Annotated in this window: 9 protein-coding genes; 2 read left to right on the top strand and 7 right to left on the bottom strand. The window is 57.7% G+C overall.

The features are described 5' to 3' along the window. Positions 1 to 67: 67 nt before the first annotated feature. Positions 68 to 2,509, bottom strand: coding sequence for an efflux RND transporter permease subunit (locus tag EI290_RS03040; RefSeq protein WP_125426576.1), 2,442 nt, complete (start codon positions 2,507 to 2,509; stop codon positions 68 to 70). 237 nt (positions 2,510 to 2,746) lie between these two features. On the opposite strand from EI290_RS03040, the gene EI290_RS03035 reads away from it, so the two are divergent. Next, on the top strand, positions 2,747 to 3,145 hold the full coding sequence (locus tag EI290_RS03035) for a hypothetical protein (RefSeq protein WP_125426574.1): 399 nt from the start codon (positions 2,747 to 2,749) through the stop codon (positions 3,143 to 3,145). 85 nt (positions 3,146 to 3,230) lie between these two features. Here EI290_RS03035 and EI290_RS03030 read toward each other — a convergent pair whose 3' ends face one another. Further along, on the bottom strand, positions 3,231 to 4,748 hold the full coding sequence (locus EI290_RS03030; protein WP_125426572.1) for a glycine--tRNA ligase: 1,518 nt from the start codon (positions 4,746 to 4,748) through the stop codon (positions 3,231 to 3,233). A gap of 364 nt (positions 4,749 to 5,112) precedes the next feature. Here EI290_RS03030 and EI290_RS03025 point away from each other — a divergent pair, with 364 nt between their 5' ends. After that, positions 5,113 to 6,519, top strand: a complete 1,407-nt coding sequence (locus tag EI290_RS03025; protein ID WP_125426570.1) for an inorganic phosphate transporter — start codon at positions 5,113 to 5,115, stop codon at positions 6,517 to 6,519. 206 nt (positions 6,520 to 6,725) lie between these two features. Here EI290_RS03025 and EI290_RS03020 read toward each other — a convergent pair whose 3' ends face one another. The 5 genes from EI290_RS03020 to mnmG all read right to left on the bottom strand — a co-directional run bounded on the left by EI290_RS03020 (position 6,726) and on the right by mnmG (position 14,289). Continuing rightward, a complete protein-coding gene (locus EI290_RS03020; RefSeq protein ID WP_125426568.1) occupies positions 6,726 to 7,208 on the bottom strand; it encodes a hypothetical protein in 483 nt (160 codons plus the stop codon). Between the two features lie 187 nt (positions 7,209 to 7,395). After that, a complete protein-coding gene (locus EI290_RS03015) occupies positions 7,396 to 7,887 on the bottom strand; it encodes a DUF4385 domain-containing protein (RefSeq protein WP_125426566.1) in 492 nt (163 codons plus the stop codon). A gap of 1,261 nt (positions 7,888 to 9,148) precedes the next feature. Then, positions 9,149 to 10,780 carry an Ig-like domain-containing protein gene (locus EI290_RS03010; RefSeq protein ID WP_125426564.1) on the bottom strand — a complete coding sequence of 544 codons (1,632 nt, stop codon included), beginning with the start codon at positions 10,778 to 10,780 and terminating at the stop codon, positions 9,149 to 9,151. A 451-nt stretch (positions 10,781 to 11,231) separates the two neighbouring features. After that, positions 11,232 to 12,122, bottom strand: a complete 891-nt coding sequence (locus EI290_RS03005; RefSeq protein WP_125426562.1) for a class I SAM-dependent methyltransferase — start codon at positions 12,120 to 12,122, stop codon at positions 11,232 to 11,234. Between the two features lie 301 nt (positions 12,123 to 12,423). Further along, entirely contained in the window at positions 12,424 to 14,289 is a 1,866-nt protein-coding gene (mnmG, locus tag EI290_RS03000) for a tRNA uridine-5-carboxymethylaminomethyl(34) synthesis enzyme MnmG (protein WP_125426560.1), read from the bottom strand. Between the last annotated feature and the right edge of the window lie 294 nt (positions 14,290 to 14,583).

Below are 14,583 nucleotides of genomic sequence, written 5' to 3'. Positions count from 1 at the left end.
CGTGAGAACGAAGCGGTAGAGATGCTTCGGCAAGCTCAGCATGACGGTGGAATTGAGTAGTAAAGGCTTATTGACCGTTCAGTTTCGGCTGCACCTGCATGCGGCTCAGGTTGAGCTCCAGGTCGTCGTCTTCCTCGTGGTAGTTGTCGTCGTAGTGCTTGATGCCCGACTGGTCGATGACGTCCTCGTCCTTGCCGTGCTCGAAGGTAACCAGCAGGCAGGGCAGCAGAATCAGGTTGGAGAAGTTGGTAATGAGCAGGCTGGCCGACATGAGCAGGCCCAGCGCCTTGGTGCCGCCAAACTCCGAGAAGGCAAACACCGAAAAGCCCAGAAACAGCACAATGCTGGTATAAATCATGCTGGTGCCGGCCTCGCTGAGCGTGGTGCTGATGGCGGCCTTCACGCGGCGGCCGTTGGCAGCCATTTCCTGCCGGAACTTGGCTAGCAGGTGAATGGAGTTGTCGCCATCAATACCCAGGGCAATGCTGAAAATGAGGGCCGTGCTGGGCTTCAGCGGAATGCCAAAGTAGCCCATAATACCGCCCGTGAGCAGCAGGGTGAAGAAGTTGGGCAACAGCGTAAAGAACACCGCCCGAATGCTGCGAAACAGAATCAGCACCACCAGCCCCACCAGCACAAAGGCAATAATGAGGCTTTCCTTGAGCGTGCCAATCAGGTACTCGTTGCCCTTGGTGAAGATGATGGTAGTGCCAGTCAGCTTCACATCCATACCCGTCCCGTTGAAAATCTTTTTGATTTCGGGACGGATACGGTTGTTGAGCAGGGTATCGAGGTTATGGGAGCCGATATCCGCAATTTTCAGCGAAATCCGGGCTTCCCGCATGGTGCTGTCGGTAAAGGAGCGGAGCAGCTTGCTGGTGAGTTGGCCTTCCGAGCCTTTGGCGTTCTGCGAGCGGGCCAGGTAGCTGAACACGTAGTTTTTTTCCGAATTGTCGGGCAGGCGGTAGAATTCGGGGCTCCCGTTGTAGAAAGCCTGGGTAGAGGCCTTTAGCGCCGTAACAACACTTACCGGGGTAGTCAGCACCGGCTGAGTGCGTAGGAAATTCTCCAGGCGGTCTATGCGCTCCAGGTTCTTGAGCTTGAGCAGGCCCTTGTCCTTACCCGTATCCACTACCAGCTCCAGGGGCATTACCCCGTTGAAATGTTGTTCAAAGAACTTTAAATCGGAATTTACGGAAGAGTCTTTGGGCAAATCATCCACCATGTAGGACACGGAACGCACCTTGGCTACCCCGAACGAGGCCAGCACCAGCAGCACCAGCGCCGCAGCATACACCGTGCGCCGACGCTCCAGCACCAGGTAATCGAAAAACTCCAGCAGCTTCATCAGCGGCTTGGCTTCCAGGTGTTCCAGCTGCTTGGGCGTGGGCGGGGGCAGAATGGTGAACACAATGGGCATCAGAATAAACGACACCGCAAACGCCACAAAAATATTGACCGTAGCCACCGCCCCGAACTGGAACAGAATGGCAATGTTGGTAAAGCAGAACACCACGAAGCCGATGGCCGTGGTAGTATTATTCATGAGTGTAACCAGCCCTATTTTGCGCACTACCCGGGCCATAGCCAGCACTTGGTTGCCCGATTTGCGGTAGTCGTAGTGGTAGCGGCTAAGCAGGTAGGTGCAGTTGGGAATGCCAATGACGATGATAATACTCGGAATCAGCCCCGTGAGCAGATTGATCTTGTAGCCCATCAGTACCATGCTGCCAATGCACCAGATAACCACAATCAGCACAATCAGCAGCGGAAACACTACCGCCGACCACGTGCGGAAGAACATGAGCAGGGTCAGAGCCATCATGGCAATGGTCAGGGCCACAAACAGCTTCATTTCCGAGGCCACTTTGGTGGTCATGGTGGCCCGCACGTAGGGCAGGCCGGCGTAGTGCATCCGGATGCCCGTTTTTTTCTGGAACTGCTCGGCATGGCCCAGGATTTCCTGCATTACCGCTTCCCGCCGCGAGGAATTCAGATACTTAGGGTCCATGGTAAGGGCCAGCAGCGTGGCCCCGGTAGTGGGCGAAATCAGCTGGCCTTTGTAAAACTCCTGGGAGTTTACCACCCGCATCAAGGAGTCCAGTTCGGCCTGGCTACCCGGAAAGCGCCGGAAAATAGGCTCAGCCCGGAACGTTTGGGTGGCCGTATCTTTCATCAGCCGGGGCAGGCGCGTCACGCCCAGCACCCCATTCACGCCTTCCACTTTGCTTAGGGTATCGGTCAGAATGCGGAGCTCATTGAAGTTGCCCAACTGATACACCGAGCTATCCTGCATCCCCAGCACCAGTACGTTGCCATCCTCCCCGAACTTCTGCTTGAAGCGCTGGAAGTACACCATGTCCGGATCAGTGGGCGACACAACCTGCGCAAAATCGTAGGTCATTTCGATTTTGCGGGCTTCCCAGGCCATAAACACCGTAATAACTGCCAACAGCCCAACCAGTAGGCGGCGGTTCTTAATGACGAATAAGGCGAGGTTCCTCCACATAGGCTGCTAAAATGCAGCAAAGGTACGCAACCCCTGGCAGCTATGCAGTGAGCCTCAACGGGTACACCTGCGGCCGGGTAGCCTGGTCATATAACGGGACTAATTGGAAAACTCATTTTTTATTCAGAATATAGTGAACATTTTATGCCTTATTCTACGTAAACATACGCATTACAACACGTTGCGCGTATTGCATATTGAACTATTCCGCGCCCAGCTTGTTATTTTCCTTTTGCCATGACTTTGTACAATTCCCCGGATGCGTCCCTTACGTACAATCCGGTTTCTGAAACTTTACACCTGAGCTACAACGCCACCCGCCTGTCGGTATCGTTTGGCCAGGCGTACCAGCGCGCCCTGGAAGAAATGCTGGCCCAGAACGTGGGCAAGCTGCTGCTGGACCTCAAGCGCAACGCCCCTCCTACCGATGAGGCCGACGAGTTGCTGGGCCCTTTGGCTGATGCCCTGGCCGACCAGCCTCACCGCCCCCTGTTCATTGCGGCAGTAGTATCGGAGGGTCAGTACCAGTACCAGATAGGCAATTCCCTGGCTTCTTCTACGCTGCCTCCGGCCCGGGTGGAGTTCAACTACTTCACCTCCCGCCGCGACGCCACCCAGTGGCTCAGTGAAAACTAACTGCCTCTTCACGCACCGCCCAAAACAACCGAACGGCCGCCGGATTGCTCCGGCGGCCGTTCGGTCTTTTCAAAAGTGCTCAGCCTTACAGCTGCTCGAAGATGCGCGAGAGGCTCACGGCCTCGCCGATGTAGCTGCGCAGTTCCGAAATAGGCATACGGGTTTGCTCGCGGGAGTCACGGTGGCGCACGGTTACAGTGTTATCCTCCAGGGTCTGGTGGTCGACGGCAATGCAGAAGGGCGTGCCGATGAGGTCCTGGCGGGTGTAGCGCGTGCCGATGCTGTCCTTCTCCTCCACTACCAGCCGGAAGTCGTGGCGCAGCGCGTTGTAGATTTCGGTGGCTTTTTCGGGCAGCCCGTCCTTTTTCACCAGCGGGAAAATGGCGGCCTTCACCGGGGCCACGGCCGGGTGCAGGCGCAGCACAGTACGTGACTTCACTTTTTGCTGCTCACCCTCGCCCTCCGTAATATCTTCCTTCTGGAAAGCCTGGCAGAGCGTGGCCAGGAACAGGCGGTCGGCCCCTACCGAGGTTTCCACCACGTAGGGCACATAGTTGCCGTAGGGCTTACCGGTTTCGGGATTGAGGTCGTTGTCGAAGTAGTTCTGCTTTTTGCGGCTGTACTGCTGGTGCTGGGTCAGGTCGAAGTCGGAGCGGGAGTGGATACCCTCAATTTCCTTGAAGCCAAAGGGAAACTCGTACTCAATATCCACGGCGGCCTTGGCGTAGTGGGCCAGCTTCTCGTGGTCGTGGAAGCGGAGCTTGTCGGCGGGCAGGCCCATTACCTCATGCCAGCGGCGGCGGGTGGCTTTCCAGTGCTCGTACCACTCGCCCTCGGTGCCAGGGCGCACGAAAAACTGCATTTCCATCTGCTCGAACTCCCGCATCCGGAAGATGAACTGCCGGGCCACAATTTCGTTGCGGAAGGCCTTGCCAATCTGGGCAATGCCAAACGGCACCTTCTGCCGCGCCGACTTCTGCACGTTCAGGAAGTTCACGAAAATACCCTGAGCCGTTTCCGGGCGCAGGTAAATTTCGCTGGAGCCCTCAGCCACGGCCCCCATTTGGGTGGAGAACATCAGGTTGAACTGGCGCACATCGGTCCAGTTGCCGGTTTTGCTGATGGGGCAGAGGATTTTCTCGTCGATGATGAGCTGCTTGACACCGGCCAGGTCTTCGGCAGTGAGCAGACGGCCCATTTCGGCCAGTAAGGCGTCGGCGCGGGCCTGGTCGCCGTTTTTCTCGTATTCGGCGGCGCGCTCCTCCAGCAGCACGTCGGCGCGGTAGCGCTTCTTGCTGTCGAGGTTGTCAATCATGGGGTCCGAAAAGCCGTCGACGTGGCCGGAGGCTTTCCAGGTGGTGGGGTGCATGAAGATGGCCGCATCAATGCCCACCACGTTCTGATTGAGCTGGGTCATGGCCTTCCACCACAGCGCCTTCAAGTTGTTTTTCAGCTCCACGCCGTTGGGGCCGTAGTCATACACGGCGGCCAGGCCGTCGTAGATTTCCGAAGAAGGGAAGACAAAGCCGTACTCTTTGGCGTGCGACACAATGTCGGCCAGGGTACTTTCGGTGGTTGCGGCGGGTTTCTGCTCGTTGCTCATACTATGGAGAGGTGAGAGGCGAGAAGTAAGCGGGGAGAAGCGAACAGGCTGGTGGGTACTCCGGCAGGGTGCCGGTTCCTTTCTTCCCGTTTGCTTCGCGCCTCTCGCTTCTGAATCGGGACAAAAGTAGCCAAAGCTTTAGCTACCGTACTAGCGCGGGCACCAGAAAGACCGTTGAGCGGCTGTTTTTCAATAATTTACTCCCCTTCCACGCAGGAGCTTAACCCCTCTGCCGGTTCCTGCGTTTAGCGGCTCAACCTGCCGGGCATCCGGCCGGTACGGTAACAATTTCATAATCTTGCGCCCCCTTAGGGCGGCACTACCTTTGGTTGCCGAAAACTGAATCTTCACCAACCCCCCCTTTATGTTTGGCTTAGAGCCTCATGTGCTGTTGCTGCTGATTGCCTGTCTGGTAGCAGCCTGCGCGTTTGAATTTGTAAACGGCTTCCACGACACGGCCAACGCGGTGGCCACGGTGATTTACACCAACTCGCTGCGGCCCTGGGTGGCCGTGGTGTGGTCGGCGTTCTGGAACTTCGTGGGGGTTATTGCCGGCGGCATCGGCGTGGCCATGGGCATTGTGTACCTGCTGCCGGTAGAAAGCCTCGTTGATCAGAACGTGTACCACGGCATTGCCATGGTGGGCGCCCTCATTGTAGCGGCCATCATCTGGAACGTAGGTACCTGGTACTACGGGCTGCCTTCCTCTTCCTCCCACGCCCTCATCGGCTCCATTCTGGGGGTGGGCATTGCCTTCTCCCTGCTGCCCGGCTCAGGAGCTTCGGCCGTGAACTGGGGCAAAGCCGGCGAAACCGGCCTGGCTTTGCTGGTAAGCCCGCTGTTTGGCTTCTCACTGACTATTATTCTGATGTTTTTGCTGCGCCGCTTCGTACAGAACAAAACCATCTTTAAGGAGCCCCACAAGCGCAAGCCCCCACCCATCTGGATTCGGATGATTCTGATTGCCACCTGCACGCTGGTGAGCTACTTCCACGGCTCCAACGACGGGCAAAAAGGCGTGGGGCTGATTATGCTGATTCTGATTGGAATTGTACCGGTGCATTTCGCCCTTAACTCCAAGCTTAACCCCTTGGACATGCGCGAGTCGCTGACACGGGTAGAGCAGGTGATGGGCAAGCTGAACGCGGCCGAGCTAAGCGAAGCCGACCGGAAACTACTGAGCGAAGTACGCACCCAGACCACCAACCTGGACCAGATTTTTGCCGGTAAAACCGACGTGAAGCAGCTGCCCGAACAAGCCCGCTTCGAAATCCGCAAGAGCATTCTGCTGCTGTACAACCGCGCCAAGAAACTTACCGCCAGCGAAAAGCTGCCCCTCAGCTCCGCCGACCGGAAGGTGTACGAGGATAGCATTGCCAACATGCGCACCTTCACCGACTACGCGCCCTGGCAGGTTTCCCTAATGGTGGCCTTGTCCCTTGGTATCGGCACCATGATTGGCTGGCAGCGCATCGTGAAAACCATTGGGGAGCGTATCGGCAAGGAGCACCTCACCTACGCCCAGGGTGCTTCCTCGGAGCTGGTAGCCGCCGCCATGATTGGCGCTTCTACGGGTTTCGGCCTGCCCTCTTCCACTACCCACGTACTGTCGTCGGCCATTGCGGGCAGCATGGTGGCCAACCGGGGCATCAAGAACCTGAACCCCCAGATGGTGCGCAACATTGCCTTGGCTTGGGTGCTCACTCTGCCGGTTACCATGGTGCTGTCGGGTGGGCTGTTTCTGCTGTTCCGCACCATCATGCCTTCGTAGGCTACTCTTGAAAACGCACAAAAAAGCCGCCCCGGTTCCGGGGCGGCTTTTTTGTTGCCAGGCTGAGTATCAGGAAGGTGCTGGGCGGATGCTAGTACAACTAGCAATACCTCCCAGGTTGGGAAAACCTGTTGAAAACTCCCGATACTTAGCACCTTATCCACTTATCAACACTTAAAAGCAGCTGTTTTGTGGATAACTCAGTGCTAAGCGGGCCATTGCACCTCTAACTCGTCGTTGATGAACACGCCGAAGTTGACGAACTGCAGCTCGTCTTCATCGAAATACAGGTCAATCATTTCCTTTTCGTAGGAGATGCGCATCTCCCCAGTGTCCATTTTCTCCACCTCGCTTTGCTCGTGGCCGTGGCGCTTCATCAGCTCCTGAATCTGCTCGGGGCTCATGCCGTGAATGGCCTCACCGTAGAGGCGCATACCGGGGTGGTCGGTTTCGATACAGCTCAGGCGGTAGTCATCTTCCCGGTCGAAGTAGAGGGAGTAGCCTTCTTCGAGGTAGTTCCAGGCCTGGTGCTCAAACTCGTCGTCGTCTTCCGACTCTTCAATTTCCTCGGGCTCCCCCATCAGGGCCCGCACTTCATCCATGGAGGCGCCAAACTTGAGGGGGCCCATGCCCACGCCAAGGCTGATTTCGTTTTCTTCGGTGCTGGAAGGTTGAGCTGGTGTCTGCATAGCCAGTTATGGTGAGGGGTGATTGTGAGCGTAAAGGTAGGGGTCTGGTTGTTGGTTATTCGTTATTGGTTGTTCGTAGTTGGGTGTTGGTTTCTCAATAGCTACACATTAGCAACAGCAGCCCCTGATTCTGTGACCTTACGAATAGCCAGCAACAACCAACCAGCAACGCATAACCCAAAACGAGTTACTTTCCGTAGCGGGCTTCAAATTCGGCCCGCTGCCGCAGGTACTCAGGATGCTGTTTCGCTTCGTCCCAGCGGCGCTTGAAGATGGCCGCGGCTTCGGCTTTTTCGGGGTCTTCGGGGGAGCGGGGCAGTTCGGGGCGGCCGTGGCTGCCGCTCTGGCCTTTTTTATCGTCAGGCACCGGCCCGTCGTACTTTTTGCCGCCCCGGTGGTTGGCGTAGCGCCGGGCCCGGGTGAAGCCCATTTGCAGAAACTTGCGTGCCATGTCGGCCCCCACAAAATCGTGCCGCCGCAAATACGCCTCAAACAGCCCGTAAATCTGCTCCGACGACTCCTGGGCTACCTCCGGCGTGCGGAAGCGCCAGAAGGGCAGGATCTCGCCTTTATAGGGCTGCACCAGTAGTACTCCCTGCTCGCCCTTACCCACCCGGTAGAGTTCTGGGTGCTGGCGAAAGTCGGTGGTACGGAAGTCAAGCTGATAATCGAACGGCATACGGCTCGGAGAGAAGCTGGAAAGCTCCTATACGCCGGGCACCGCGCAATGGCTACGTGTAAGTGGCTTCGGCCAGCTGTATTTGTACAAAACGGAGCCGCTAACCTGTGCATAACCAGTTACTTATCCACATTTTTCACCTAAAAATTGCGCACCGGGAATTCATATGCTACTGCTGCCAGTGGCTGCTTTTCCGTTGCTGCCAGCGGGCTAACCACAAGCAAGGCATTGGTGGTAAATGCTCTCCTCCCGCTGTAGCAACGGAAGCCCGGAGTCCCGGCGAGCTGCAGCGGCGGCGTGCTGCATGTTAGGCAATAGGTTGGGCAGCCAACCCTGGTCCTGATGTTTGGCCGAACCCCGGTTCGTTTATCCACAGGTTAATAACTTTTAAAAATCTTTTTATTTAAAAATCTCTTTTTGTCCCCGTCGTTAGGGCTGTTTATAAGTGGATAAAAAACTACAGTTATCCACGGCGTGGGTAACATGTGCACAAAACTACAGTTATCCACCGTCTGCCAACAGGGTATGTGGATATCATAATTCTGATAATCAAGTAGTTGTAATATTTTTTAACTATTCACATAAGCTACGAGAAATCCACAATTCACATGCACATACAGCTGTGGATTGTGGGATTTTCGGGGGAAAGTTATCAACGGCTTTCCACAGGTTTTGGCCACCTCCGAATGCCTGCCAAAACCAATAGAACCTCCAAAAAAACTTTTCCGCAACTTCTCCACGGGTTATCCCCAGGTTTCCCCAGTATTATCCACAGGTTATGCGGGTTAGGCGGTTTTAAGTGGATAACTACTGTGGATTGTGGTTTTCGAAAAAGCGAAAAACCGGCTGCTATTGCCCAGAAGCACTTTTGCTATGTGGATATCTGTGTAGTTGAGTTGCTATATAGCCGGAAGTTGGATTTTGGCAGCACTACTGCCCTTGCGCAGCCCTCCCCGACTACGGCCGACCCGCATTGCTTTGGGCAGCATTACCATTCGGTGCCTGGTAGGCCATCATCTGCCCCTATGCCCAGCCGGAAACTTCCCGGGAACTGCTGGCACCTGCCGCAGTGGAGATGCTGGCTGTTCGGCAGGCAGCCGTGTGACGAGTGAGTAGCAATGGCAATACTTACAAAAAGCCCGGCCTCTGCATAGACAGAAGCCGGGCTTTGAAACGGGTTTAGGAATTCAAAAAGAGTGTCCCGCTGAGCTTGCCGGAAACGACGTGCTAATCACATTCTGAATTAAGCCAGGCAGGTAGATTAGAAGGCCAGCGTTTCCACATTATCAAAATTGGAGCGCACCTGAATGGCTTTGGGGAACAGGAAAACCGGCTCCGGCAGGCGCTTAAGCTGCGGGTCGCCACCTTCCCAGCGCCCGTTCAGGTTCTGGTCGATGAGTACGCGGAGGCGGTAGGTACCGGGTTGCAGGTTATCGAAGCGGTAGGTGCCTTTGGGGCTGTCGAGGCTGAACTGGAGGTTTCCGTTGGCGTCCAGCAGCTGCAGCCAGTAGCGGGTGGCCTTGGTTTGGATGGGGCCGCTGAGGGTGCCTGTACTGGTTTGCTCCACCACCCGTAGCCGTAGTGGTTTCAGGCCCAGCGGCTGCCCCGTAATGCTGCGGATAACCGTGCTGTCGAGCTGAACCGTGACGGTTTTGCGGGCCGTGGTATTCAAATTCAGACTCAGCGTGGTGCGGTCGGGGCTCAGGCTGGCATCGGTAGGCACTACCAACGGCCGGCGCTTGAGCGAGTCTTCCAGCAGCGTACCGATGGGCTTGCCCACAACCAGGCGGATGGGCTCATTGAACACGTACTTGAGCTGGCCCTGCCGGTACACTTCCCGGGGGCTGCCCTCCACGGCGTAAGCGGCCCCGCGCCTGGCCGGAGCAGTGCCCTGGAAGCGCACCGCCACCGTGTCGCGGCCGGTATTGCCGGCGCTGTCGGTGGCCGTGAGCAGGTAGCGGCCTTCCTGCAACTCGGGGGTGCGGAACAGCACGGCGGTGCGTCCGCGCTCCGCAAGCTGCACGGCCTCGTTGAGCGTGGCTGAGCCAGTGGCCGACCCCAACGGTGCCAGACTTACCTGCAGGACGCCTTCGTTGTAGCTGACCCGAAAATCGGTAGGGTTGGTTTTCTGCGTGGTAACCAGAGGGCGCCGCGTATCGGGGCGAGCCAGCAGAAAACGAAGTGAATCGGCTGTATTGCCCACAGTCAGCAGGTCGGGGAGGTAGCCAATGCGCTCCGGCTCCTCGTAGCGGTTGTTCTGGTTCTTGTCCAGCAAGGCATATGCCCGGTAGCGCCCGGCTTTCAGGTAGTTCAGCTCAAACCGGCCGCCCTTGTTGGTGCGGGCCTGGTAGGTAGGGCGGCCACGCTGCACCGTCGAGGTATCAGCTTCGGGATATAACAAAACCACGGCGTTTTCCACGGGCTGCTGACTGAGCACTTCGGTTACGGAGCCGCGCACCGAAGCCGAGTCCAGATCGGGGCCGGTGCTGAAGCTGACCATAGCTTTGGGAGCCGGGTTGCTTTCGGTAATGTCGCTGATGGAGTTGCCGAAGTTGAAGGAGTATGTGGTGTTGGGGTTCAGCGGCTTCTCGTAAGTGAGCGTAATGGCCGTGCGCTCTTCCCGGATTTTGTAGGGGTTGTCGTCGCCGATGATAGGGGCTACAATCAGGTTTTTCGTTAGCTCCTTAAGCTGTACCTGCTCTGAAAACTCCAGCCGCACCGACTGACCCTGGTAGTTGCGGGTACCGTTGGCAGGTACGCTCCGCACAAGCTTGGGCGGAATAGTATCCCGGATGCCGCCTTCGGGCGAGCTAATGGCCGCACAGCCGCCCAGGCCCGCCGCGGCGGTAATCAACAGAAATAAAGAGGCACGGGCGCAGGCAAATGGGAGCATTGCGGGCAGGCAGGTTGGGAATAGTAGCAGGTTTCGGCTCCGGCCAATCAGCCGCTTCCGAATACCGAAGGTACACGCTGTAACGCGGCTCCGGCCCAAAACTGTTATTCTGAGTAGCGGGAGCAACCGGCATAGAACGTCATTCCGAGCGCAGCGGAGCGGAGTCGAGGAATCTCGCGTGCTGACATCAGAGGCTAATTGTCATTCCTCCTCTCATCGGAATGACGTTCTGCTATTAACTACACAGCAGTCCAGATTCCTCGCTCTGCTCGGAATGACAACTGGCTTGGTAGCACTGCCTTGGCCTCCCTTCTACCCTACCAGGCGGCCACCGGCCCGATTTGGCGGAACGTGTACCCCGAAGCTGTGCTTCGGCTCGCGTAAGAGGATAATTACTCCCAGGCACGAAGCCAGAGCACAACTCCGGGGTACACGTTCCGGGGGGCACGTTCTAGCGTTTGCGCACCACGTAAATCAGGCTGCTGTACTGGCCTTCGTGCTGGGCGGCGTACTGGTTGGATTTGTAGCCGGCCTTCAGCACCGTGAGCATACCGCCACCCCGCTCGGCCCGGTGCTTTTCGCTGAGCATACTCACGTAGTAGGCATCCAGGGGCATGGGCAGCACTTCCATCACCTGCATTTTGTGCTTTTTAAGCAGCTGGGTCATGGTTTTGGGAGTGAAGTGGTAGAGGTGGCGCGGCACGTCGTAGGCGGCCCAGTCCTGGCGGTAATGCTGGGCATCGAGGCTGTCCACATTCGGTACGGCAATGAGGAGGGTGCCATCGGGTTTCAACAGCTGGATAAGCTGCTGTAAAGTTTCGTTCAGGGTGTGCACATGTTCCAGTACGTGCCAGAGCGTAATGGCATCGAAACTGGCTGGCTGAAACTGCACCAGACTTTCAGTGCCAATGGGCTGACCTACGCGCTGGCTGGCCTCCTGCCGGGCCCGGGCATTGGGCTCCCAGCCGGCCACCTGCCAGCCATTGCTTTTGGCCGCGGCCAGAAAGTGCCCTGTGCCGCAGCCGTAGTCCAGCAGCCGGCCTTTCTTGGCGCGTTTATTCAGCAGGGCCACCTTGCGGCGCATGGTAAAAAACCGCGCCACTTTATAGGCCTGGTTGATAACTCCTCCGGCCCCACTGTTGTGCGATACGTACTCCTCCGACTCGTAGTAGCGGCCAATGTGGGCCGCGTCGGGGCGGGGGTTGGTGAACTGAAACGAGCAAGCCACGCACTGCTGAATGGCGAAACTCTCCTTGCTAACCGATTTATCCTCTACTACCAGCTTGTTGCGAAACTCCATTTTGCCGCACACCGGGCACTTCTCCAAACGCTCGTAAATCACAGATGCTCGCTGATGTTGATGCAGATGACGCTGATTAGGGCGGAACGAGGAACCCCCCGCTGCCTGCCGCACCACGAAGGTACAAAACCAAACCGGCCGCCGTTTCCTTTCAGATTCGGCGGCCGGTTTGGACTAAATGGAACGTCATCCTGAGGCGGTAGCCGAAGGACCTTATCCCGCTAGCACGGCTCTGCGTCTTCTGCGCCAACACTGCGCCCTCTGCGGGCTAAAAACTCTCGAACAATTACCGGGGAAAAGGTCCTTTGCAGGCGGACGAAAGATGGAGGATGACGGGTAGAAATTACCGCCCCAGATACACCATCAGCACCGACACGTCGGCTGGGCTCACGCCGCTGATGCGGCTGGCCTGGCCCAGCGTTTCGGGCTTAACTTTAAGCAGCTTCTCGCGGGCTTCGTGCGAGAGGGCGGGCATGGCGGTGTAGTCGAGGCGGCCCTGAATCACGAAGTTTTCCAGCTCCTGCACGCGGGCCGCCTGCTGGTGCTCCTTTTCCAGGTAGGCCTCGTACTTCACCAGAATTTCGGCCTGCTCCAGGGCATCGGGGCGGTACGGGGCCAGAGCCAGCGTGAGACCGGGCAGCACCCGGGCCAGAGCTGGCAGGTCGATGCCGGGGCGACGCAGCAGGTTTACGGCCCGGGTTTTCTCGCTGATAACAGCCGAGCCGATTTCCGTGAGCCAGCCGTTGATTTCCTGGGGCTCAATGCCGAAGTTTTTCAGCAGCTTGGCTACCTCCTGGGTTTGCTGCTCTTTTTCGCGCACCCGCTGCATGCGCTCCTCCGAGGCCAGCCCCAACTCGTAACCCAGAGGTGTGAGGCGCAGGTCGGCGTTGTCCTGGCGTAGTAGCAGGCGGTGCTCGGCCCGGCTCGTGAACATGCGGTAGGGCTCGTCGGTGCCTTTGTTTACGAGGTCATCGATGAGCACGCCGATGTAGGCCTCGCTGCGCTTGAGCACGAAGGGAGCCTTGCCGTGCACTTTATTGTGGGCGTTGATACCGGCCATCAGGCCCTGGCAGGCAGCTTCCTCATAGCCCGTGGTGCCGTTGATCTGGCCCGCAAAGTACAGGTTCTGAATGCGCTTGGTTTCCAGCGTGAGCTGCAGCTGCGTGGGCGGGAAGAAGTCGTATTCGATGGCGTAGCCGGGGCGGAACATCTTGGCGTTTTCGAAGCCGGCAATTTTGCGCAGGGCTCTGTACTGCACGTCCTCGGGCAGGCTGCTGCTGAAGCCGTTCACGTACACCTCCACCGTGCTCCAGCCTTCAGGCTCCACAAAAATCTGGTGGCGGTCCTTGTCGGCGAAGCGGTTGATTTTATCCTCTACGCTCGGGCAGTAGCGCGGCCCCAGGCCCTTGATGCGGCCCTGAAACATCGGCGACTTCTCGAATCCCTCCTTCAGGATTTCGTGCACCTCCGGGTTGGTGTAAGTGATGTAGCAGGGACGCTGCTTGGCCAAAACGGGCGTATCGAGGTAGCTGAATTTGCTGGGCACCTCGTCGCCGGCCTGCTCCTCCATCTTGCTGTAGTCGAGGCTGCGGCCGTCTACGCGGGGCGGAGTGCCGGTTTTCATGCGGCCGGCCTCAAAGCCCAGCTCTTTCAACTGCTCCGTAATGCCGGTGCTACGGCTTTCGGCGGCGCGGCCACCCCCAAACTGTTTCTCGCCGATATGGATGAGCCCGTTGAGGAAAGTACCGTTGGTAAGCACCACCGCCTTACCCCGGAACTCGATACCAAGCTGGGTTTTTACGCCTACTACCGTGTTGTTGTCGATAACCAAGCCCATGACGGCTTCCTGCCAGAAATCCACGTTGGGCGTCTGCTCCAGCGTAAGGCGCCACTCCTCGGCAAAGCGCATCCGGTCACTCTGCGCCCGGGGGCTCCACATGGCGGGGCCTTTGGAGCGGTTCAGCATCCGGAACTGAATCATGGTACGGTCGGTGATAAGGCCCGACTGCCCGCCCAGTGCGTCCACCTCGCGCACAATCTGGCCCTTGGCCACCCCGCCCATGGCCGGGTTGCACGACATCTGCGCAATGGTGTTCATGTTCATCGTCACGAGCAGGACCTTGGAGCCCATGTTGGCGGCGGCGGCGGCGGCCTCGCAGCCAGCGTGCCCGGCTCCTACTACAATGACATCGTATTCTTCTTGCTGCATCACGAATTTGGACGAATTTCTCGGATTACACGGATTCTGGCGGGCCCTGCACTGTAGCGCGAAGCAAAGGCTTCGCGCCCGGCAGCACCGAGCTTTATGAGGCGTCCGGAGTGAACAACGTTCAGCCCGGCACTCGTTCAACCACACACGAAGCAAAGGCTTCATGCTACAGCGCTACGGCTACGGTTAAACAGAAAACGCCCGCAGGTGGCAGGCGCTTTGTCAGGAAAACCGTGGCAGAATGCCCTACGCAACACGCTCAAAACGTGCGCAAAGATACAAATTGCAGCGCGT

The organism is Hymenobacter metallilatus (genome assembly GCF_003944705.1).
In the GTDB taxonomy this organism is placed as follows: Bacteria; Bacteroidota; Bacteroidia; order Cytophagales; family Hymenobacteraceae; genus Hymenobacter; species Hymenobacter metallilatus.
Note: the sequence above shows the minus strand (reverse complement) of the source record. Positions and strands in the feature narration are given on the sequence as shown.